We start from the raw sequence: 21034 nt of genomic DNA, 5'->3' as shown, positions 1-21034 counted from the left end.
GCACTTCCCTTCTGCGCGATTTTTCGCCCCCTTGAGGCACTGCCTTCGAATGTCTGTTTCCGCTTCCCCCGGCAAATCCGCCGCTGACCCGCGTGCGCAATTCTTGACCCTGCTCGATACCAGCCTTGCGCAAAACGCGCTGGTAAAGCTGGTGCTGGCCCGTCATGTTGGCGAGGAAGCCGATTTGCAGCGCGTCATCATCAAGCCGCTGATCGTCAAGGAGCAGCCTTGCCTGTCGTTCGTCTACCGCTACAAGACCCGCGACATCACTCGCAACTTGCCGTTGGAGGAAGCCCAGGCGCGAGTCGCCGAGCTATTGCCCGCAAGCTTTCGCAACGCGCACCTGCTGACCCTGAGCGATGAGCTGCAACTGGAGTTCAGCAAGAAGCTCAAGCCGATGCTGCACCGATCCGCGGTGCAAACGACTCGCGAAACACCGGCAGCCGGGCATGATCGGGAGAAAAAACGCTACCTGGACCTGACGCGACCGTTTCTGATCGACCTGGGCGTCACGGATCGCCAGCATCAGTTGATCCCGGCCATGTCGCGCAAATGGAAACAGATCAACAAGTTCATCGAGGTGTTCTCTCACGCCCTGGCCAGCGCCACACTGCCGGCTGAGCAGACGCTGCGGGTGGCGGACTTTGGCTCCGGCAAAGGCTACCTGACCTTCGCCATCCACGATTACCTGACCAACACCTTGCAGCGCCAGGCTCAGGTGACCGGTGTGGAATTGCGCCAGGACATGGTGAACTTGTGCAACACCGCAGCGGCGAGCCTGGACCACCCAGGCCTTGCGTTCGAGCACGGCGATGTTCGCACCGTGGTGCCCAGCGAGATCGACGTGATGATCGCGCTGCATGCCTGTGATATCGCGACCGACTACGCCATCCATACCGGCATTCGCTGCGGCGCGGCGATCATCATGTGCTCGCCGTGCTGCCACAAGCAGATCCGCTTGCAAATCCAGAGCCCCGGCCTGCTCAAGCCCATGCTTCAGTACGGCCTGCACCTGGGGCAGCAAGCGGAAATGGTCACCGACAGCTTGCGGGCCTTGTACCTGGAAGCCTGTGGCTACGACACCAAGGTGTTCGAGTTTATTTCCCTGGAGCACACCAACAAGAACAAGATGATTCTTGCGGTCAAGCGTGCCCAGCCGACGGACCCAGCGGCCTTGCTGGAAAAAATCCAGACCCTCAAGGCGTTCTATGCCATTGAAGAGCATTGCCTGGAAAGCCTGCTGAAAGCAGACAGCCTGCTAGGCTAACGCCCAAAGCGGCCTGCTTGTGCAGGTCGCTGCCTACCTCCCCTCTGAACTTCCCGTTACACATCATTTGTAGCAACTGGAGCGACAACCCCCCGTCGTTGCCCGGTCGCGGCTGCACGCCCACACTTTGCTCCGTAGGCATATTCACTGCGGTGTGCAGTTTGGCACCCGCCAATAGGCAGGAAGCGAATTCAATGCAAATGATGAAAAATGGCCGCTCCCCGGCGCCACACCCCGTCTGCGACGACGTTGTGTTGACCCCGCGAGAGTTGGACGTGCTGGGCTGGTTCTCGTTGGGGAAGTCGACCTGGGAAATTGCCCATATCTTGAGTTGCACCGAGGCTACCGTGAATTTTCACTTCGGTAACATTCGGCGCAAGTTCGATGTGTCTTCCCGTACAGCAGCGCTGGTCAAGGCGCTCAAGCTCGGGATGCTGGATCGTGACTGAACCCCTACTTGATCCAAAAAACCTCTGTATCAACAGCGACCCGTTCTGGCCCTCCATTGACCTGGACAGCGTCCGCCAGCAGTTGTGCCTGGATACTCGGGTCAGTGACGCTCGACTGGAAGTCGCAGTGATCAGCGCGGTGATTGCTGTCAACCGAGAGTTCGGTCAGTGGCGACGCACGCTCAAGGAAAAAGGCTATGGCTGCCTTGAGCAATTGCGTGGTGAGCCTGAAGACGACGCGCCAGCCTTGGTACGTTGTTATTTCAAGGCCGTCATGGCCCGCGCGGCGCTGGCGCTTGACTGTCATATTCGAGAAATCGAACAGCAGCCGCATACAACTGCCGTACTCAGCTTGGACCGGACAGGAGTGGCGAGTCATGGCTGAGCCCTCAACCAGTATTACCAGCGTCTACATAGGCCTTGCGCTGGCCGCCATTGCGCCAAAAATCGATGGCGATGCGCTGTTCGGATCGCTGTTGGGTGCCTGGCTGGTCTCCAGCACGCGGCAGCATCTGAAGGCCTGGCAACGCCTTGGCTCACTGACACTTTCGGCGGGTGTTGGCTACTTGTTCGCACCGATGGTGTTGTCGGTGGCGCCCTTTTTATCGACCGGTGTTGCTGCGTTTATTGGCGCCGTGGTGGTCATTCCCATTTGTATCAAGGTCATGGTCTGGCTCGACGCCGCCGATTTGCGTGAAGTACTGCAGCGCCTACGGACAGGGCGTTGAACGATAGATGGCGGCCAAGTATTCCACTCGCTGCTCCAAGTCGCGCAGACGCTTTTTTTCTTGGGCAGCGTGGTGGATGAACTGCTGATCGGCGACGTCGAGAGAACGAAGCAGGCCGAGTATTTCAAGTTCAAGTGCCGTCTGGGGTTGCGCGCTGGATTCAGCACACTCCTGGCGCAACATGGGGCCCTCACCGATCAGCAACCAATCGAGCGAGATGCCATTGGTTTCAGCGATGTCTATGCAAATCGCATAGGGGATACTTTCGCGGCCTTTCCAGCTGCTGAGCGTCTGTGGACTGACGCTGAGCACTGACGCCAGCTGAGAATCGGTGTGTGTTTCGGTTACGCGTTTCAGCCGGCTCAACACAGCTGCAGATCCTTTGTTACGCATTTTAAGTAGATCCGTTTGACTTAATGTTTAGATATCGCAAAAAATTATGCGAAATGCGTACTTTTATGCACACCAAGGCACCAATACGATGAGAATCGGTAACGCAATGCCTAATAATCCCAAATATAAGAAGGAAATTTCCTTCTTATATCGGGCGTACACGCTTACATCCCTTAGCTTACAAGAGAGATTGGACGTCATGAACAATTGTCATTATTTGAGGGACAATTCAAAGCACAGGGCTTTGTATAGACCGTTTTGCGAGGAAACCAGGTTGAACGGAGGCCTGCGATGAGCACGTATAAAATGGTTTGCCCGCATTGCTCGAGCCGGATGCGTATTCGAACCAGTGAAGGCCGCCACATTTTCCTGCGAATTGCCTATTTGCAATGCACGCACGAAGCCTGTGGCTGGTCGGTACGGGCGGAGTTCGAAATGACGCACGAACTGTCGCCCAGCGGTATGCCAAATCCAGACGTCAGGTTGCCCTATGCCGAAGGAGATTTACGTCGTGCAGTGGCCAAGCCTGCACCCGTTCTTCATGCCGAGCCCGTCTTGTGACGCGGATCGGCAAGCGGTGCTAATGGCCAGTAGCGGCGCCAGGCTGAAAAGTGCGAACTGCGATCAGCGCCGACGTTTGGTGGGGGCGGGCAATGGCACGGGTACATCCAATGCGCTGGCGCCCAGTGGGTGCGTGGTCGAATCGAAGAAGCTCAAGGTCACCCCCTCGGCGGCAAACAGGCGGCTGTAATGCTGTTTCTGACTGATGATCGAAGCTTCGCTGAGCGGGAAAATAGAAATTGCCAAATGTGTGGCCCCGCTCTGTCGAATGGCCTCGACAATGTGCTGATCGGCTGTCTCCAGGCTATGGCCAAAAATGCACAGTGGACCTTGATGCCCCGACAACTGGCCAAGACACCAGCTCAAATAATCCGAGCCCCGTATCACTCGCAATTTGTCTGCACTGTTGCTTTCGTTGACGAACAGCGGCACATCCCCAGGTGTGTTGATCGCAAAGCCGTCCAGTAGATGACTGGCGCTCGCGCTGCGTTGGCGAGTGCTGGCGTCCTGGTTCTTGAGCAAGTGCAGGCCGCCGTGCAGATAGTGCAACCGTATGCCTTGGGCGGGGATATCGGCACTGCTGAAACCTTCGTCACCCCGCAACAGATCGGCAAACCCTTCGGGCTGGTGCTGGACTGCCCAGTGACACAGCAGGTCGTAGTTACTCGAATACACCCGTGGATACTGGCGCAGCGCTTGGTTGATGGCCTGCAGGGTCTGCGCTTGAACCAGTCGCCAAGGAATATGCACACTGCGCAAGGCGTGGATCAGGGCTTCCTTGATGGCGTAGTAGCGATTGAGCGGCGAGGACGAGCTGATGGCCAAGGCCGCGTTGACCCGCACCGTGGTGTTCAGGGCGCTGAGCACCTGTTCGAAACTCTCGGTGCCCATGGATTTGAACAACGCCAGGTCCGTCTGCCCCAGTGGCTTATTGCGCACCCGTTGGGCCCGCTCGAACAGCGATTCATAGGCAAAGTTGCGCCAGATCGCCCGGCTGGCACCGTTGCCCAGCAGCAGGCCGCTGCACTGCACGTGCAAGTCTGCCCAGTGGGGCAGGGCAGGGTCGAATGTTTGGTGTTCCATGGGGGGCTCGTCGTCATTGGGACGGCGACTTTAGCACAGGCTGTTTGAGCTGCTGGGCGGCTCAATGAGTGGATGGTCTTTATGATTGATCAGCCGACTCCAGCACGTTGTCGTTTCTGTGCAATCAATGCACAGCCTTACGGTTCATAGGCTTACATGAAGCTTCAAACCCAAGGCGCGTACAACCTTTAGAATTGTCCCGAACTCTGGATTCCCATCTCCTGATAATGCTCGATACAGGCTTTCACGAGAAAGGCCGGCGTCGCGCGCGACTTGGGTCATGCCTCGGGCACGCGCTATGGTGCCCAAAGCTTTCGCAATAAAGGCAGGATCGTCTCCTGCCTCTTCCATGCAAGCCTCGAGATAGTTCGCCATGTCTTCCTCTGTTTTGAGGTATTCGGCGGAATCCCAAGTGGCAAATGATTCAGTCATTGGTGTTGCTCCTTCCAGGATCGAGCAATCAACTTGGCGTTTCTAATATCACGGGCTTGACTGCTTTTATCGCCACCGCAAAGAAGAACAATCAATTGGTCGCCGCGCTGCATGAGGTACAGGCGATAGCCGGGACCGTAATCAATACGAAGCTCGCTCAGACCTTCTCCGATCGCCTTGATATCGCCCACGTTACCACTCGCGATGCGATCAATTCGGATCTGGATACGAGTTCTGGCGCGACTGTCAGCGAGTCGAGCCAGCCAAGTGGAAAAGGTCGAGCTGCGAATGATTGTTGGCATCCGCGCAATGTATCCTATGAGCTACGTTAGCTCACGTGAGGCAAGGTAACAAGGGGTGTAGTGATGCGGCCTCCATTGGCTTCCTCCACCAGCCACTGCACCACCAACCCGACCACGGTATCGGGTACCACGGGCTCGGCCGTAATGACATAGAACCCATACTCCGTGTCGAGCCGATACTGATCACCGATAGCCTTGACCAGCGTGCCGTTCTTCAGCGAAGACGCCACCAAAGGCTCTGGAATCAACGCAATGCCCATGCATTGCTCGGCGGCATCCAGGGCCAGGCTGGTCTGGGAAAAAACCGGTCCCGAGAAGCGGGTGCCTGCATTCGTGTACGCCTCGAACCAGCGTTTCCAGTTGTTATGGGTGTCGCTGATCAAGGGGACCTGGGCGAGGTCTTCTGGCTTTTTCCAAGTGCCATAACCCGGCAACAATGGCGAGCACACCGCAATGGCGCGGCCTGGGAGTAGAAAGCTGGCATGCCCCTCAGTGAACGGTGGAATGCCCCAGCGAATCGCCATGTCGATGCCTCCATGCCCATGCAGGGGGCGGATCACCTCCGAGGCGTCGATCATGATCGCGATATCCGGGTGGGCGCTGGCGAGGTTAGCCAGGCGCGGAATCAACCAGCGACTGGCAAAGGAGGCGGTGGTGCTCAGTGACAACTGGTTTGGGTTTTTCCCGTGCTCCTGGCTGACCAGCTCGCGAGTTGCCTCACCGATGATGCCCAGCGCCAGGCGCACGCGGGCAATGTACTCCTGCGCGGCTGGATTGACGGCCAGGCCACGCGGCAGACGCGTGAACAGTTCCCTGCCGAGTTTGCTCTCCATGGCGCGGATCTGCTGCGCGATGGCCCCTTGGCTCACGTGCAACTCATCGGCCGCAGCGCGAAAGCTTCCGAGCCTCGCCGTCGCTTCCAGCGCTATCAGATGGCCGTGGACCGAATGCATGACGCGCTGCGCATCAGATGATTTCATTCTGTAGATTTCCTACTGTCTCGCATCACTTTTTATGATTAGTGAATATCCCGGCCCTCTGGCTAGATAGGCAAACGAAATCATCACGAACGGGGTATGCATCATGTCACAAGATAAGGTTGCGGTGGTCACGGCGGGCGGCAGTGGAATGGGCGCCGCCGCCGCTCGAAAGCTGGCCGCTGACGGTTATCGTGTAGCGATTCTATCGTCTTCGGGTAAGGGTGAGGCATTGGCCGAGGAACTGGGCGGCATCGGTATCACTGGGTCCAACCAGTCCAACGAAGACATCCTGCGCCTGGTCGAAGCCGTCATGGCGAAATGGGGCAGGATCGATGTGCTGGTCAACAGCGCAGGCCATGGCCCTCGCGCAGCCATCCTGGAGATTCCCGACGAAGACTGGCACAAGGGCATGGAGGTTTACTTCCTGCCCATCGTGCGCACGACCCGCCTGATCGCACCCATCATGCAGAAGCAAGGCGGCGGCTCCATCGTCAACATCTCCACCGCCTGGGCCTTTGAGCCGAACGAGATGTTCCCGACCTCAGCGGTCTTCCGTTCGGGCCTGGCCGCGTACACCAAGATTTTTGCCGACCAATACGGCAAGGACAACGTGCGCATGAACAACGTATTGCCAGGCTGGATCGACAGCCTCCCCGCCACCGAGGATCGTCGAAAAAGCGTGCCGATGAATCGTTATGGCAAGGCAGAAGAAATCGCCAGCGTGATCGCCTTTCTCGCCAGCGAAGGCGCGGGCTATATCACGGGCCAGAACTTGCGCGTCGATGGCGGCGTGACCAGTTCCGTCTGATACGCCAAGCGCTCGTTGGCAGGAGATACGCATGCAAAGAGTCGCCATTGATAGCGAAAAAGCCCCCAAGGCCATCGGGGCATACTCCCAGGCCGTTCAGATGGGCAATCTGGTTTTTCTGACGGGGCAAATCGCGCTGGACCCGCAGACTATGAAATTGGTGCCGGACATCGAGGGTCAAGTTGTACAGGTATTCGAAAATCTCAAGGCCGTGACGCAAGCAGCAGGGGCCACCTTCGCAGACGTGGGTAAGCTTAATATTTACCTGACGGACTTATCGTATTTCCCCATCGTGAATGAAGTGATGGGCCGGTACTTTGATGCGCCCTATCCTGCAAGGGCTTCGATAGGCGTCACTTCGCTGGCCTTGGATGCCTTGATTGCGGTGGATGCAATGGTGGTGCTGGGGGATATGAGGGGAACTGGCAGCGAAGGGTGAGGGATCAATTCGTTGAGCTAATGGATTGCGGGGGCCGCAGGCAACCCAGCGCCATGGCGACCAAGCTATCGAGCAACGCCGAAGATTCCAATTGGTTGGGCATATCGTCCAATACCGAGCGGATCACACTGCGCAACCCCTGCCCAAGCAAATAGGCCGCCAGGGCAGGGTGCTCGGTGGTGATCTCGTGCTCATACAAGTTCAGCAGCGGTAGCCAGGTGGCTTCGATGAATTCCCCTGCAGTGTGATAAGGGCCGCGCCACATCCCTAAGTGAAGGGCTGCGTGGTAACGCAAGTGGAAAGCCTTGTTCAATCTGAACAGGCGTGTTTCGACCCGAATAATGTTGGCCAGAATATCCCGCAGTGCCGAATCCAAAGGCATGCCGACGAGCCTTTCGCGCACCCTCAACAACTCCTCGGATTCCTCATCCAGAACACGCTCGTACAGCAAGGCAACGATCGCATCTTTGTTGGGGAAATATTGATAGATCGACCCGACCGCCACCCCCGAGACTTCCGCGATACGGGCGACGGTCAGCGCTTCTTCGCCCGCTTCATCGAGAATCCGCAGACACGCCTGCTCCACGGCCTCGACCAGTGCGCGAGAGCGTGACTGCATTGGGCGCTTGCGTAATGCCGGGAGAGGCTGCGCCACACGCTTTGGGCGAGGTGCAGGGTCGATATCTTTCTTGTTCATGAAAATCCGAGTGTGCCTTCAAGGCGGTGTTTATTAATCAATAATTATTAATTAAATCAACAGCTTGCTGTGATTGAGGAATGCGAATATCTCAGCCCTGGCGACCTGAGTATGATCGTTTTCGTCAATCAGACAACGTCCAAATGCGCAGTAACGCGCCCACCAGATCGGATGTTCCAACCCTGTCGGGAGACCGCCCATGTCGTCCTTTTTCACCGTCCAGCCCCTTGGCCCAAGCCTGGGCGCCGAAGTGCTAGATCTGGATCCCGCTTCAGTCTCTTCGCCAGAAACGCTGGCGGCGCTTGAGGCGGCACTGATCAAACATGAAGCCATCGTGCTGCACGTCCCAGGCCTACGACCCGAGCAACACCTGGCGATAGCCCGGTATTTCGGTGAGCCAGAAGTGCACACCTTCTATCCCAACCTGGGTGAAGGTTTTGAACAGATCACCGTGATCGACTCCAAGCTGGGCGACCGAGCGGACATGTGGCACCACGACGAAAGCTTTCTGCCCAGCCCGCCAATCGTCACCATGACTCACGCACAAATCCTGCCGCCGTGTGGCGGCGACACCTGCTGGGTCAGCATGACTACGGCCTTTGAGGCGCTGTCCGAGCGCATGAAGCATTACCTTGAAGGCCTCAGTGCCTGGCACGATATGAACGGGCCGATGACGGCGGCATTGCGCCAGAACGTCATCCCCCATGATCGCTATGTCGAGGTGGTTAAAATGAACCGCCGACACTTGCATCCGCTGGTCATTGAGCACCCGGTGTCAGGTCGCAAGGCGCTGTACCTGAACCCGACCTACACCACCCATATCGACGGCCTGGCCATCGCCGAAAGCGATGCCATCCTGGCCTACCTGCATGCCCATTGCCAACACGTCCGATTTGGCTTTCGGCATCGCTGGCGCGTCGGTGACATGCTGCTCTGGGACAACCGTAGCGTGCTTCACAACGCCATCCTCGACTATCAACCGCACCAACGGCGCATGCAGCGCACATCGGTATTCGCTCGCGGGTCTTTCCACGCGTGATTCGTGATGGGCCGATCACCGTTTACAACGATTGCTCTAGAGGAAACCGCCATGTTGAAAGATGAGATTAATCACGATTTGCTGGCTCGCTACACGCCCAGGCCAGGTCGCTACGCGCTGCTGCCCGAATTGACACCCCGCCAGAGCGTGGCGTTGCTGTGTCGGGTGTTATCACGTGAAGGCTATAACGACCACATCGCCGGCCATATCACCGTTCGCCAGGACGACGGCACTTACCTCGCCAACCCGTGGGAACTGACCTGGGGTGAAGTGACCGCCTCGGATATCGTGCGCCTCGATCAGCAGGGCAAGGTGATCGAGGGTGAATGGAACATCACCCCGGCCATCAACCTGCATATTGATGTGCACGCGGCGCGCCATGACGTCGGCGTGGTCATCCACAACCACCCGCAGTGGGGGTCGGTGTGGTCGGCGGCCGGGCGCATTCCACCGATCTACGACCAGACGTCCGCCTTGGTTGACTCCGACCCGGTGCTCTATGACGAGTATCGAGGCACGGTCGACGACACCGAGCTGAGTCGCGCTGCCGTGGATGCATTGGGTGCGCACAAATGGGCGCTACTGGCGAACCACGGCGTTCTGGTGGTGGCCAACGGCATTCGTCAGGCGCACCTGCGCGCCATCACCCTGGAATGGCGCAGCCGTCTGGCCTGGCGTGTCGAGATGCTCGGCGGCGGCTCACCGTTGCCCGCCAGCGTCGCCCTCGCGACCGGCGAGCGCACTGATACCAATGGCTTTCCGTTCCTGTGGGAGGCCATGGCTCGCGAGGAGATTCGGCGGGATCCAACGGTTCTTGAGTAAACCTCACTCTCCGTTGGGCATTGCCACCAGCAGCAACGACTGCGGCGCAGGGCTTTGCGGATGTTGCGGCTCCTGCAGGCCGGCCAGCCTAAAGCCGGCCATGTCCAGGGCATTGAGCCAACTGGATAAGGTGCGCATGTACCACGGCATGGGTTGCCATTGGCCCTTGAACCCGGCGAAGGTTTCTTCCCGCCAGCCATCCTGATAGGTGCCTGCCGCAGCGGTCCACGGATGCAGCGTCTGGATCACCAGCGCACCGCCTGGGGCGAGCAGAGCGTTCATGGCCGCGAGCAGAGGGATAATGTCCTGGTGCAGCAGGGCGAAGTTGGCGCAGATCAGGTTGTAACCGCTGCCGATGTCCACCTTCGCCTCCACCAACGCTTCATAACTGGCCAAATGCACCCGCGCAGAACCCGCCGCCCGCGCTGCCTCGACCAGCGTCGCATCGCCATCCACGCCGACCGCCTCGATGCCCCGATCCGCCAGCGCACGCAACAACCAGCCCTCACCGCAGCCCAGGTCGAGTACACGCTCGGGCTGGCGGCCTAGCACCGCGAGCAGGATGGCCTGATCGGTGACCTGCTGGCGGCTTTCGATGCTGCCGGTACGGATGGCTTCGATCCAGGATTGGGCGTTGCGGTGCCAGCTTTGGAGGAGGGGGGATTCGGGGGCGGGCATTTTGATATCCGAAGTGATTGACGGTTGGATGGAAGGATACGCCCGGCTTGCCCATGCCTACCGGGCAGCCGTTAAACCTAGAGTTTCAGCGACCAGAATTCCTGGTCGAAACTCTTCGTAATCGTCCTGTTGAGCTAATCGCACCGTCAACGCTGTAACGGTCACTCGAAGCCCTCGTTGTGTCTGTGCTGGCTTTTGAATGGGTTGATGAATCGCAACAGCGCGAAAAGGCATGCACCGATCATCCAGAGACCAAGCTTTCGTTTCAGCGGAATGAAAATGTCCGTACCGTGCTGCTTGTACGGACATTGGCGTGAATTTTAATCGGTTACCGAGTGCCTAAATCAGCTGATCAATCAACACCGCATTGGAATAGATCAAGCTGCCATCGCTCTCTCGGTGTCCGACCAAATGGAATTGACCGCGACCGTGTTGCAAATAGACACGCATTTTGCAGTCGGATAAGGGGCCGTACCCCTCTGGCAGGGTCAATTTCAATGAATCCATGTCGACATCGAGCATGGCTTCAGGTTCTTGGGTTTCCTGAAGGCGTTCTTCAGCGTCCTCTAGACGCCGATGGAGGAGGTCATAGACGTCAAAATGGATCTCCCCCGTTGGGGTAGACTTTTGGTCTTTGCTGGGTTTGCACCAGCCTTCGATCGTCAGGTTACTCATGACGAAACCTCTGTTGTGGATTGCTGGACCCTGTAGCGCTGGTCGCTTGTCAAGGCCATCACTCATCTGACCTCGACGTCTGGGCAGGGTTCGCCGTTTGGGGCGGCTTCTGGCCGATTGCTGCCTGTGTAATCAGAGATTGAGTATAGCTGGCAACCGGGCCGTGCTGGCGCAAACAAGTCGCTGCGCGCCGTCAGGAAGGGGAGTCGTTGTCTATTCTGTTGGGGCATCAGATAGATATTGAGTGACAGGAATAGGATGAAGAGAAAATGGCAATAGCAATTATCTTGATTCTAATCGTTGTTGCCTCCGTGCTGTTCCACCTCCTGGCGCCTTGGCATGCGACACCGGCAGCTTCCAACTGGGGGTCAATAGACACCACGCTGTTCATCACCTTGGTCATCAGCGGAATATTTTTCGTCGCCGTCACGGTATTTATGGCGGTGGCCGTCATACGCTTTCGTCACAAAGAGGGTGCCAGGGCAGCCTACCAGCCAGAAAATAAAAAGTTGGAGTTATGGTTAATTATCATTACCTCGGTGGGTATTTCCGGAATGTTGGCGCCCGGCCTGATTGTTTACAATGATTTCGTCCGGGTGCCGAAAAATGCGTTTGAACTTGAAGTGGTCGCCCAGCAGTGGCAGTGGGCTTTCCGATTTCCAGGCCAGGACGGGAAGTTGGGCAAGTCGGCTATCAAGTTTGTTGATTCCGCCAATCCCTTCGGCCTTGATCCCAAGGATCCTGCCGGGCAGGACGATGTGCTGATAAAAAACAATGAAGTTCGCCTGCCGATCGATCAGCCGGTCAAGGTTTTACTGCGCTCTAAAGATGTGCTGCATAACTTTTATGTGCCGCAAATACGCAGCAAGATGGATATGGTGCCGGGGATGGTGTCGTACTTTTGGTTTACGCCGACTAAAATCGGAAACTATGAAGTCCTGTGTGCTGAATTTTGTGGCGTCGGTCATTTCAACATGCGCGGCCATCTGATCGTGGAAGAGCAGGGCGCCTTCGAACAATGGCTGAACCGTCAGCCGACTTTTGCGCAGACATTAACGACAGCTGCCCAGCCCAGCCGGGACAGCATGCTGGAAAAAGGACGCCTGCTGGTCGAAAACCTCGGCTGCGGTGCCTGCCATAGCCAGGATGGCAGTGCCAGTCTCGGCCCAGGATGGAAGGGGCTGTACGGCCGCACTGAACAGCTTGCCGATGGCACCCGTGTGCAAGTCGATGAGGCCTATCTGAAAGAGTCGATCCTCGATCCGAAGGCCCGACTGGTGCAGGGCTACCCGCCGGTGATGGTGGCCTATACTCTCAGTGACGATGAACTGGGTGCACTCGTCGCTCTGATCAAATCACTGGGTGCTGGGCAGCCAGGCGATGAGCTGCCTACCGGCGGAGCATCGACTCCAGAAGACGACTTGGCAGCGCAGGGACAGCGGCTGGCCGAGTCGCTCGGTTGCCTGGCCTGTCACACTGTCGATGGCAGCAAGAGCGTTGGCCCTAGCTGGCAGGGCCTGTATGGCAAGACCGAAACCCTTGCCGACGGTACGACGATCAAGGTCGATGAGGGCTATATAAAACAGTCGGTTCTTGATCCCAGTGCCATCATCGCCAAGGGCTATCCCCCCGTCATGCCGGCTTTTACGCCGAGCGAACAGGAGTTGAAGGCACTGATCGCGTTTATCAAATCCAAAGCGAATGCCGACGCTGATGCGGGCAAGGCGGAGCCAGGAAAGCAGCCGTAAAGCAGCCAGAAAAACACCGAAACTTCAGCAGGAGGATGACGTGATGGCCTATGCGGAGCAAGCCGATACAGCAGCACTGCACGAACCCAAAAGCTTCCTGACCAAATATATCTGGAGTCAGGACCACAAGGTCATAGCCGTTCAATATTCCTTGACCGCCCTATTCGTCGGGCTTATCGCCGTGGTGTTATCCGGCTTGATGCGCATGCAGATAGGCTTCCCCGGTAGCCTGGAGTTCATGGACGTCAATGCTTACTATCAGGCGATGACCATGCACGGCATGATCATGGTCATCTATTTGCTGACGGCCTTGTTTCTGGGTGGTTTCGGCAACTATCTGATCCCACTGATGGTGGGCGCCCGCGACATGGTCTTCCCCTATGTCAACATGCTGAGCTACTGGTTCTACCTGCTCGCGGTGCTGGTGTTGCTCGCCGGTTTCTTTGTCCCAGGCGGCCCCACCGGTGCGGGCTGGACACTCTATCCGCCACAGTCCATTACCCCGGGGACACCGGGGGTCGAGTGGGGCATCGTCCTGATGCTCGTCTCACTGGCGATATTTATTGTCGCCACCACCATGGGCGGGTTGAACTACGTCACCACGGTATTGCAGGCGCGTACGCACGGCATGACATTATTTCGCATGCCACTTTCAGTATGGGGAATCTTCATGGCCTCGATCATGGCCTTGCTGGCTTTCCCGGCGTTGTTCGTCAGTGCGATCATGATGCTGTTCGACAAACTGTTGGGCACCAGCTTCTTCATGCCGGCGATGATCTCGCTGGGGCAACAGCTCGATCACCAAGGTGGCAGCCCGATTTTATTCCAGCATCTCTTCTGGTTCTTCGGCCACCCGGAAGTCTACATCGTTGCGCTCCCCGCGTTTGGTCTGGTCTCCGACCTGATCAGCACCCATGCGCGTAAAAATATCTTCGGCTACCGAATGATGGTGTGGGCCATTATTGCGATTGGCGTACTCAGCTTTGTGGTCTGGGCGCACCATATGTACGTCAGCGGAATGAACCCGTACTTTGGCTTTTTCTTCGCCATCACCACCTTGATCATCGCGGTGCCGACCGCACTGAAAGTCTACAACTGGGTGCTGACCCTGTGGCGGGGTGACATCCACCTGACCGTGCCGATGCTGTTTGCCTTGGCCTTTATCGTCACTTTCCTGGTCGGCGGTCTGACCGGGTTGTTTCTCGGCAATGTGATCGTGGATATTCCGCTCTCGGACACCTATTTCGTCGTCGCCCATTTTCATATGGTGATGGGTGTCGCCCCGGTACTGGTGGTGTTCGGGGGCATCTACCATTGGTTTCCGAAAGTCACCGGGCGGATGTTGAACGACACCCTGGGCAAGCTGCATTTCTGGATTACCTTCCTGGGCACCTACGCCATCTTCTTTCCCATGCACTACTTGGGTTTCCAGGGCATGCCACGCCGCTACTACGCGTTTGAAAACTACGCCTTCATCCCGCAGTCGGCGCAAGATTTGAATGCCTTTATTACGGTGGTGGCATTGATCGTCGGTGTTTCCCAACTGCTGTTCCTGTTCAACCTGGCCTGGAGTGTGTTCAAAGGCAAGCCTGCAGGCAGTAACCCTTGGGGCGCTGCCAGCCTGGAATGGCAAACACCAGACACCCCGCCGAAACACGGTAATTGGGGCGCGAAACTGCCGGTCGTGCATCGCTGGGCTTATGACTACAGTGTGCCGGGAATAGAACAGGATTTCGTTCCGCAAACGGTATCCGCCGAGGAGTTGGAGGATATGCGGCAACTCAAGATAGCGGACGTTAGAACATGAACAGACTGCTCTTGAAAAACGCCGACGGCGCTGACCCCGGTGGGAGTGTTGATCCTGAGGGGGCGCAGGCCGCCGCGGGTGCCGATAGAAACCACATCGCAAGAACAGGCCTGCGCTTGTTTCTGATCGTGGTGAGTTCGTTATTCTTTCTTTTCCTGATCGCCTTTATTGCCCGCTCACAAATGGCCGACTGGCTGCCCCTGACAGAGCCCTGGGCGCCGTTGGCCAATCGAGGGCTGCTATGGCTGAATTCGGCATTACTGGTATTGAGTTGTATTGCGCTGCAGTGGTCGCGTATGGCCGCCCGACGGGCTCGACTGGGCGCAACTGCCATTGGCTTTGCATTGGGGGGCGTATTTGCAATTGCCTTTCTGGCGGGACAACTCATGGTCTGGCAGCAGTTTGTCGCCTGGGGCTACTTTGTCGCCGGCAATCCGGCCAACAGTTTCTTCTACCTGTTGACCGGCCTGCATGGGCTCCACCTACTGGGCGGGCTGATAGCCTGGGGCAGGACCGTCGCTAAATTCCTGCATCGCGTGCCATTGCCGCAACTGAGCGCCAGCATCGAGCTCTGTGCCATCTATTGGCATTACCTACTGGGTCTTTGGTTCGTGCTATTCGCTCTGCTGACCAGCACGCCGCAAACCTATGAAGCCATCGCCAGATTCTGCGGCCTGAGGTGAACAGCCATGGCATCGCGCCCACCCGCCCCAGACGAGTCCAGTTCATCCAATCCACCCAGCTCCCCGCCCGCACCGGGATGGCAGGGCGTCGCCAACGACTGGTCCTCGGATAAAGAGGCCTTCAAGCAGGTCCCCTGGGGCAAGGCGATGATGTGGATTTTCCTGCTCAGTGATACGTTTATATTCACCTGTTTTTTAATCGGCTACATGTCGGTACGCATGACCATCACTGACCCTTGGCCGAACCCCAGTGAAGTGTTCGCCTTGACGATCGGCGGTAAATCAATCCCACTCATTCTGATCGCCATCATGACCTTTGTGCTGATCAGTAGCAGCGGCACCATGGCCATGGCCGTCAATTTCGCCTATCGCCGTGATCGCGCGAAAACCACTGCCTTGATGCTGGCGACCGCAGCCTTGGGGGCGACTTTCGTCGGCATGCAGGCATTTGAATGGAGCAAGCTCATCTCCGAAGGGGTGCGTCCCTGGGGGAACCCCATGGGGGCGGCGCAATTTGGTGCCAGCTTTTTCATGATTACCGGGTTCCACGGACTGCACGTGTCAATGGGTGTCATCTATCTCAGCATTGTGGCGCTGAAAGTATTGCGCGGAGATTATGAGCGCTCGGGAAACTATCAGATTGTCGAGATTGCCGGTCTTTACTGGCACTTCGTGGATTTGGTGTGGGTGTTTATTTTTGCGTTCTTCTATTTATGGTAGGTCCAAGAGACTGTTCATGATCAAGCGCACTCGATCGTGAGCAGGTTCTGAAGAGGAGCACTGATGATGGCACATGCCCAGGGTCAGCAACACCCAATCAGTTTGTACCTTAAAATCTGGGGGCTGTTATTCGTCCTCAGCACGCTGTCGTATCTGGTCGATTATTTTCACTTCCATGGCTACCTCAGGTGGTCGCTGATTATCACGTTCATGTTGTTGAAGGCCGGTTTAATTGTCTCCATCTTCATGCATATGGCGTGGGAACGATTGGCCATGGTCTACGCGATATTGGTGCCACCTTTGTGTTTACTGGTGCTCGTGGGGCTGATGGTGTCCGAGGCGGATTATATTTTCTTCAGCCGGGGCATTTTCTTTGGCCAATAGACAACCTCCCGGTGGCCTTGAACCACCAGGGGGTGCGTCATGAGTCGCTTTATATCGTTCGCTTGAACTGATGCCATTTGTGCAGCCAGGCGACTGTCCAGTGGGGGGCTGCCGTTCCCGTGCCGGCGATCTGCAACCTTGGATGAAGTTCGATGACCCGATCCAGTACCGGTTCCTGATTCGGCTCAACATCCACGAAGAAGATATGTTTACCCTCTTCTACCGTCTGTTTAAAACTGCGGAAGTGAGCGTTCGGCACCTGGATACCCAGAAAACCGCCTTCCCAGATGGAGAAGCCCACTATGATGATGGCAAGGAAGATAAAAGGCACCCAGCCTGCGGCGGAGTCGGTCCAACCCATCCAATAGGCAACGCCAAGGACCAGCGCCGCGAGTGGCACGCCGATCACTGCACCAATCTCGCCAGAGTGAACAACATCTTGCTTCATTAACGAGTTGACTTCGTGGAGGTGATGTTGCTCGACATCGGCAACGTCCTCACTGAGCACATGAATTTGCTCGGTATTGATGCCATTGGCTTCCAATTCATTTTCAATGGCTTCAAGTTCGTCGAGATTGTCACTGATGTAATAGTGTCGGTTCATGCCACACCTCCCATCTCGGTTTGCTGTAGACCTCCTTTGTCCTGCAGCCGTTCAGTGGGATTTGCAGTCGGTACCTGTGCCCGCGGGGGCGTTGCACACTTCATGCAATCCGTAAGAAGTATAGCAGCACTGCCTATCATTCGCGGTTGGCAGGGCCCCGGGCGCTTCCTGCTTGATCCCAGGTGGCTTGCCGACCTGCGTGAGGTCGGTATTTCCGAGGTTGCCGCCCAAGCGTTGCCGGAGGACAAACTCAATCGGATCAGTAGGCTGCTCATGGTTAAAACTCGTTCTGCAGGGCCTTGTAACCACGCACCAGATCGATATTGGTGCGCGCGACATCTTCTGAGAACTCGGTAGCCGAGACGCTGACCTTGGGCAGTTGGCTCAAGTCAGTATGTGGACCGATGCGTTGGGTCGAGGTGACATGGAAGCCTGCCGGCAGGTCGCAGCCGTCGACCACCGCGTTGTGGCGAACCACGCAGCCATCGCCGACGGTGCAGTTGAATACCACGCTGTTGAAACCGATGAATACGCGATTACCCACGGTACAGGGGCCATGAATGATCGAGCGGTGAGCAATGGAGGTGTGTTGTGAGCAATTGCAGATCACGGCCCCGATCGTTTTCAAATGGCGTAAACGCTATCTGGAAGCGGGTCTTGAAGGCTTGAAAGATTTGCCCCGAAGTGGCCAGCCTCGCAAGCTCAGCGAGGAGAAAATAAAGGAAATCTTAACCCTGACGACTCAACGGGTGCCTCGCGAAGCGACGCACTGGAGTCTTCGGTTGATGGCCAAATATGCGCAGGTCACGATTTGGCAAGTATCCCAAGTCTGGGCAGCATCGGATCTCAAACCGCATCGGCTGAAAACGTTCAAGATCAGCAACGATCCTCTTTTTGCCGACAAGGTTGTCGACGTGATCGGGCTCTACCTGAACCCGCCTGATAACGCTTTGGTGCTGTCGGTTGACGAGAAAACCCAGATCCAGGCCCTGGATCGCACGCAGCCCATGCTGCCGTTACGTCCGGGGCAGATCGAGCGGCGAACCCATGACTACAAACGTCATGGCACCACCAGCTTGTACGCCGCTTTTGACATCCTGAGCGGTAAGGTAATTGGCCGGATTACCCAGAGACATCGGGCCAAGGAGTTTCTTGACTTTCTGCGGCAGATCGATAGAAGCACGCCCGCTGCCTTGGATCTGCATGTAATTCTGGACAACAGCTCGACTCACAAGACCCCGGCTGTCAGGGAGTGGCTGGAGAAACACCCGCGCTTCAAATTGCACTTCACACCGACCAGTGCCTCCTGGCTGAACGCGGTGGAAGGGTGGTTCGCTCAATTGGCGCGCCGAGCCCTGTACCGTGGAGTCTTTAGCAGCGTGGAGGAATTGAAGGTGGCCATTCGGCAATTTATCGAGGCCCACAACGAGCACTCAGCCAAACCCTTCCAGTGGAACAAAACGGCAGAAACAATCATTAGCTCGGTAAATAGGGCGAAGCTGGGCGCGATAAAAAATAGATTTCTGGACTAACCAGACAGGACACTAGCGCATTGGGTCGCATCCGCCAAACGCTTCGCAGATTTTGCGTCGAGCCTGCAGGTAGGTGTCCAACCTCAGGTCAATGAAAGCACTCTTGAACCTCTATCTTGCCCTTGGATTGGGTGATTCATAAAGGAACGTACTGTACGGTCAGTATAAATGACCGTCCGGATGGACAGTGCAGCTGGTATTCGCTACCATCGTTCCACGGCAGGCGTCCCGCTTGGCCTCGATCTGACAGGAATGAGAATGAACGAGTCCCCAAAATACTGGAGCAGCGCTGTTAGCGACGTCCAGGACAACACCGTGTACATCCGTGGCTATGACTTGGGTGATCTGATTGGCAAGCTGAGCTTTGCTGACGCTACCTATTTGCTGATCCGTGGAAGCCTGCCCACCGCTGGCCAAGCGGCGATGATTGAAGGCGTGCTGTGCTCTGTTCTGGACTACTCGCTGCGCAAGCCTGGCACTGCGGCTGCACGCTTCTGTGTGTCGAGCAACCCATCGATGGTTGCGGGCTTGGCGACTGCCGTTTTGGCAGCTGGGGAGTACTCTCTTGCGCCAGATCAAACTGGCCTGTTCCTGAACAAGACCATTGGTGTGGCGAAGCAGGTGGACTCTTTCGAGGAAGCAGCTAATCACTTGGTAGAGAGCATGCGGGCTCGTAAAGAGCGGGTGCCTGGTCTGGGGCATCCGGCCTTCAAATATACCGATCCACGTGCGCAGCAACTGAAGCAGTTGGCCATTGAGACGGGTGTATGGGGCGAGATCTGCGAGTGGTATGAGGCCGTGCACAAGGCTTTCACTACCCAAGCGGGCAAGCCCGAAATCGTCATTAACGAAGTCGGGATGATGGGCGCGATTCTGGCGCAGATGGGCTTTACGCCTGCAGAGATGACCGGGTTGGCTGTGATCTCCACCATGCCAGGGGTGATTGCCCATATTTCCGAAGAGCTTCAAAGCAAGGTGCGCATCCGTGTTATCCCGGATGACCAGGTTGACTACGCTCGCGAGCGTCGCAATTTTGCTGAAGATGTGGATCAGATTAAAAAAGGTTGAATGAAAAAAGCGCGATTAAATCGCGCTTTTTTTTTGCAGCTTAATTGTCGAAAGGAGAGCATCTCAGTTGAGATACCCACCACTCATCAAGTCGCAGTAGTAGTCGGCGATTTGCTCAGCCGTCAAGCTACCCTCGTCGTTGTACCACATGTGGAGCCAGTTACACATACCCATGAAACCCGAAATGGCGATGTGTGGCGGGACGTCTTTGAACATCTTTTGCTCAACACCGCGCTGGTAAATGACTTCGATTTTTGCGTCATACTCGCGTTTACGCTTACGCATATCCAGACGCTGGTCTGGCTCCAGCTCACTCTCGTCGCGGAAGTAGATGGCTGTCCAGTCCTTCTTCTTCATGACGTGCAGGGCATGGTTGTAGAGAATCTGGCGCAGCGACTCATCAGGCGGCAGGCTCTGAGCCAGGATGCCATCGATGGTTTCCTGATAGCTCTCATGCATCCGCATGAAAATTTGCCAGAGAATCTCATTTTTGTTTTTGAAGTAGTAATAGACAACTGATTTGGTGTAACCCAAACGTGCCGCAACATCGGTGATGGTAATCGCTCTGAATCCTTTCTCGGCGAAGAGGGTTGCAGCCGAAGACAAAATTTCGTCTTGAACGTAGGCTTGTTTTTTCTGTTTAAGCTGATCTCTGAGATCTACATTCATGGGTATACACCAAAACGTTAGGCAGTTAAGCCTGTAGCTGATTGCCTACAGACACTCGGATTGATTCTGGAATTTCTATGGCTGTACGCGCTTCCAGATCGAAATAGACCGACGTCATATTAATTTCTGCGCACAACTGTTTATGATTATCAAATAGGGCATGGTGAGTTATCAGAGAGGTACGACCTATCTTCTTAACGGAGCTCACCACGTGGAACACTGCACCGACGTGCAGCTCAGAGCGAAAATCGATGTCGTAGTGAACATCCGCCCACCCTTGCTTGCGGGGCTCTCGCCATTCGATGTCATAGCCCAGTTGATCGACAAAGTGCCAGAAAGCTTGATCAAAAGCTGCAATGTAATGCTGTACGTTCATGTGGCCCATTGCGTCGGTTTGAGCGGGGTAGACCACACCTCGATACGTAATCATGACGAAAAATTCCTTCCTCGTTCAGCTTTGCTCAGC

26 protein-coding genes and 2 pseudogenes are annotated in these 21034 nt (G+C 56.4%); 16 read left to right on the top strand and 12 right to left on the bottom strand.

Annotated elements, in window-relative coordinates:
- Positions 1-49: 49 nt before the first annotated feature.
- The 4 genes from AC3IX4_RS23980 (at position 50) to AC3IX4_RS23965 (ending at position 2444) form a co-directional block, all read left to right on the top strand.
- Positions 50-1267, top strand: coding sequence for a class I SAM-dependent methyltransferase (locus tag AC3IX4_RS23980; RefSeq protein ID WP_489257828.1), 1218 nt, complete (start codon positions 50-52; stop codon positions 1265-1267).
- A 194-nt stretch (positions 1268-1461) separates the two neighbouring features.
- The gene (locus AC3IX4_RS23975; protein WP_489257827.1) at positions 1462-1716 is read left to right on the top strand and encodes a response regulator transcription factor; all 255 of its coding nucleotides are present in this window, start codon (positions 1462-1464) and stop codon (positions 1714-1716) included.
- Complete coding sequence (locus AC3IX4_RS23970; protein ID WP_489257826.1) at positions 1709-2101, top strand: head completion/stabilization protein; 393 nt, start codon at positions 1709-1711, stop codon at positions 2099-2101. Before AC3IX4_RS23975 ends, AC3IX4_RS23970 begins: the two co-directional genes overlap by 8 nt.
- Positions 2094-2444, top strand: a complete 351-nt coding sequence (locus AC3IX4_RS23965) for a putative holin (RefSeq protein WP_489257825.1) — start codon at positions 2094-2096, stop codon at positions 2442-2444. Before AC3IX4_RS23970 ends, AC3IX4_RS23965 begins: the two co-directional genes overlap by 8 nt.
- On the opposite strand, the gene AC3IX4_RS23960 is transcribed toward AC3IX4_RS23965, so the two are convergent.
- Positions 2427-2837 (bottom strand): helix-turn-helix domain-containing protein, encoded by a 411-nt coding sequence (locus tag AC3IX4_RS23960; protein WP_489257824.1) that lies wholly within the window; start codon positions 2835-2837, stop codon positions 2427-2429. The genes AC3IX4_RS23965 and AC3IX4_RS23960 overlap by 18 nt on opposite strands.
- A gap of 291 nt (positions 2838-3128) precedes the next feature.
- Between AC3IX4_RS23960 and AC3IX4_RS23955 the strand changes: the two genes are divergently transcribed.
- The gene (locus AC3IX4_RS23955) at positions 3129-3398 is read left to right on the top strand and encodes an Ogr/Delta-like zinc finger protein (protein ID WP_489257823.1); all 270 of its coding nucleotides are present in this window, start codon (positions 3129-3131) and stop codon (positions 3396-3398) included.
- Positions 3399-3461: 63 nt separating this feature from the next.
- On the opposite strand, the gene AC3IX4_RS23950 is transcribed toward AC3IX4_RS23955, so the two are convergent.
- From AC3IX4_RS23950 to AC3IX4_RS23935, 4 genes are all read right to left on the bottom strand, one after another.
- The gene (locus tag AC3IX4_RS23950; RefSeq protein WP_489257822.1) at positions 3462-4481 is read right to left on the bottom strand and encodes a DUF4917 family protein; all 1020 of its coding nucleotides are present in this window, start codon (positions 4479-4481) and stop codon (positions 3462-3464) included.
- A 144-nt stretch (positions 4482-4625) separates the two neighbouring features.
- The gene (locus AC3IX4_RS23945; protein WP_489257821.1) at positions 4626-4913 is read right to left on the bottom strand and encodes an addiction module antidote protein; all 288 of its coding nucleotides are present in this window, start codon (positions 4911-4913) and stop codon (positions 4626-4628) included.
- The gene (locus AC3IX4_RS23940; RefSeq protein ID WP_489257820.1) at positions 4910-5215 is read right to left on the bottom strand and encodes a type II toxin-antitoxin system RelE/ParE family toxin; all 306 of its coding nucleotides are present in this window, start codon (positions 5213-5215) and stop codon (positions 4910-4912) included. The genes AC3IX4_RS23945 and AC3IX4_RS23940 overlap by 4 nt, the downstream gene beginning before the upstream one ends.
- A 26-nt stretch (positions 5216-5241) precedes the next feature.
- Positions 5242-6195 (bottom strand): LysR substrate-binding domain-containing protein, encoded by a 954-nt coding sequence (locus AC3IX4_RS23935; RefSeq protein WP_489257819.1) that lies wholly within the window; start codon positions 6193-6195, stop codon positions 5242-5244.
- A 103-nt stretch (positions 6196-6298) separates the two neighbouring features.
- Here AC3IX4_RS23935 and AC3IX4_RS23930 point away from each other — a divergent pair, with 103 nt between their 5' ends.
- A complete protein-coding gene (locus tag AC3IX4_RS23930) occupies positions 6299-7003 on the top strand; it encodes an SDR family oxidoreductase (protein WP_489257818.1) in 705 nt (234 codons plus the stop codon).
- 31 nt (positions 7004-7034) lie between these two features.
- Complete coding sequence (locus tag AC3IX4_RS23925) at positions 7035-7442, top strand: Rid family detoxifying hydrolase (protein WP_489257817.1); 408 nt, start codon at positions 7035-7037, stop codon at positions 7440-7442.
- A gap of 4 nt (positions 7443-7446) precedes the next feature.
- On the opposite strand, the gene AC3IX4_RS23920 is transcribed toward AC3IX4_RS23925, so the two are convergent.
- A complete protein-coding gene (locus AC3IX4_RS23920) occupies positions 7447-8139 on the bottom strand; it encodes a TetR/AcrR family transcriptional regulator (RefSeq protein WP_489257816.1) in 693 nt (230 codons plus the stop codon).
- A gap of 199 nt (positions 8140-8338) precedes the next feature.
- On the opposite strand from AC3IX4_RS23920, the gene AC3IX4_RS23915 reads away from it, so the two are divergent.
- Positions 8339-9178: a TauD/TfdA dioxygenase family protein gene (locus tag AC3IX4_RS23915; RefSeq protein ID WP_489257815.1), complete on the top strand. Its 840-nt coding sequence runs from the start codon at positions 8339-8341 to the stop codon at positions 9176-9178.
- Positions 9179-9229: 51 nt separating this feature from the next.
- Positions 9230-10000: a class II aldolase/adducin family protein gene (locus tag AC3IX4_RS23910; protein ID WP_489257814.1), complete on the top strand. Its 771-nt coding sequence runs from the start codon at positions 9230-9232 to the stop codon at positions 9998-10000.
- Between the two features lie 3 nt (positions 10001-10003).
- Here the strand turns inward: AC3IX4_RS23910 and AC3IX4_RS23905 are convergent, their stop codons facing one another.
- Both AC3IX4_RS23905 and AC3IX4_RS23900 read right to left on the bottom strand, forming a co-directional pair.
- Positions 10004-10678, bottom strand: coding sequence for a class I SAM-dependent methyltransferase (locus AC3IX4_RS23905; protein ID WP_489257813.1), 675 nt, complete (start codon positions 10676-10678; stop codon positions 10004-10006).
- A gap of 339 nt (positions 10679-11017) precedes the next feature.
- The gene (locus AC3IX4_RS23900; RefSeq protein ID WP_489257812.1) at positions 11018-11353 is read right to left on the bottom strand and encodes a hypothetical protein; all 336 of its coding nucleotides are present in this window, start codon (positions 11351-11353) and stop codon (positions 11018-11020) included.
- Positions 11354-11622: 269 nt separating this feature from the next.
- Here AC3IX4_RS23900 and AC3IX4_RS23895 point away from each other — a divergent pair, with 269 nt between their 5' ends.
- From AC3IX4_RS23895 to AC3IX4_RS23875, 5 genes are all read left to right on the top strand, one after another.
- Positions 11623-13101 (top strand): c-type cytochrome, encoded by a 1479-nt coding sequence (locus AC3IX4_RS23895; protein WP_489257811.1) that lies wholly within the window; start codon positions 11623-11625, stop codon positions 13099-13101.
- Between the two features lie 43 nt (positions 13102-13144).
- Positions 13145-14908 carry a cytochrome c oxidase subunit I gene (gene ctaD / locus AC3IX4_RS23890; RefSeq protein ID WP_489261349.1) on the top strand — a complete coding sequence of 588 codons (1764 nt, stop codon included), beginning with the start codon at positions 13145-13147 and terminating at the stop codon, positions 14906-14908.
- Entirely contained in the window at positions 14905-15591 is a 687-nt protein-coding gene (locus tag AC3IX4_RS23885; protein WP_489257810.1) for a cytochrome c oxidase subunit 3, read from the top strand. Before ctaD ends, AC3IX4_RS23885 begins: the two co-directional genes overlap by 4 nt.
- 6 nt (positions 15592-15597) lie before the next feature.
- Positions 15598-16311, top strand: a complete 714-nt coding sequence (locus AC3IX4_RS23880; RefSeq protein WP_489257809.1) for a heme-copper oxidase subunit III family protein — start codon at positions 15598-15600, stop codon at positions 16309-16311.
- Positions 16312-16377: 66 nt separating this feature from the next.
- On the top strand, positions 16378-16695 hold the full coding sequence (locus tag AC3IX4_RS23875; protein WP_489261348.1) for a cytochrome C oxidase subunit IV family protein: 318 nt from the start codon (positions 16378-16380) through the stop codon (positions 16693-16695).
- Between the two features lie 49 nt (positions 16696-16744).
- Here the strand turns inward: AC3IX4_RS23875 and AC3IX4_RS23870 are convergent, their stop codons facing one another.
- Both AC3IX4_RS23870 and AC3IX4_RS23865 read right to left on the bottom strand, forming a co-directional pair.
- On the bottom strand, positions 16745-17299 hold the full coding sequence (locus AC3IX4_RS23870; protein WP_489257808.1) for a magnesium transporter: 555 nt from the start codon (positions 17297-17299) through the stop codon (positions 16745-16747).
- A 277-nt stretch (positions 17300-17576) separates the two neighbouring features.
- Positions 17577-17888 (bottom strand): annotated as a pseudogene (locus AC3IX4_RS23865) (LbetaH domain-containing protein); the annotation flags it as partial.
- 4 nt (positions 17889-17892) lie between these two features.
- Here AC3IX4_RS23865 and AC3IX4_RS23860 point away from each other — a divergent pair.
- Positions 17893-18831 (top strand): annotated as a pseudogene (locus tag AC3IX4_RS23860) (IS630 family transposase); the annotation flags it as partial.
- A gap of 180 nt (positions 18832-19011) precedes the next feature.
- Positions 19012-19899 (top strand): citryl-CoA lyase, encoded by an 888-nt coding sequence (locus AC3IX4_RS23855; protein ID WP_489257807.1) that lies wholly within the window; start codon positions 19012-19014, stop codon positions 19897-19899.
- A gap of 63 nt (positions 19900-19962) precedes the next feature.
- Here AC3IX4_RS23855 and AC3IX4_RS23850 read toward each other — a convergent pair whose 3' ends face one another.
- Both AC3IX4_RS23850 and AC3IX4_RS23845 read right to left on the bottom strand, forming a co-directional pair.
- On the bottom strand, positions 19963-20568 hold the full coding sequence (locus tag AC3IX4_RS23850; RefSeq protein WP_489257806.1) for a TetR/AcrR family transcriptional regulator: 606 nt from the start codon (positions 20566-20568) through the stop codon (positions 19963-19965).
- 25 nt (positions 20569-20593) lie between these two features.
- Positions 20594-20998 carry an acyl-CoA thioesterase gene (locus AC3IX4_RS23845; protein WP_489257805.1) on the bottom strand — a complete coding sequence of 135 codons (405 nt, stop codon included), beginning with the start codon at positions 20996-20998 and terminating at the stop codon, positions 20594-20596.
- Positions 20999-21034 lie beyond the last annotated feature (36 nt).

It is taken from the genome of Pseudomonas sp. KH_021 (assembly GCF_057838865.1).
The sequence above is the reverse complement of the archived record's forward strand: the minus strand, read 5'-3'. Positions and strand labels throughout refer to the sequence as shown.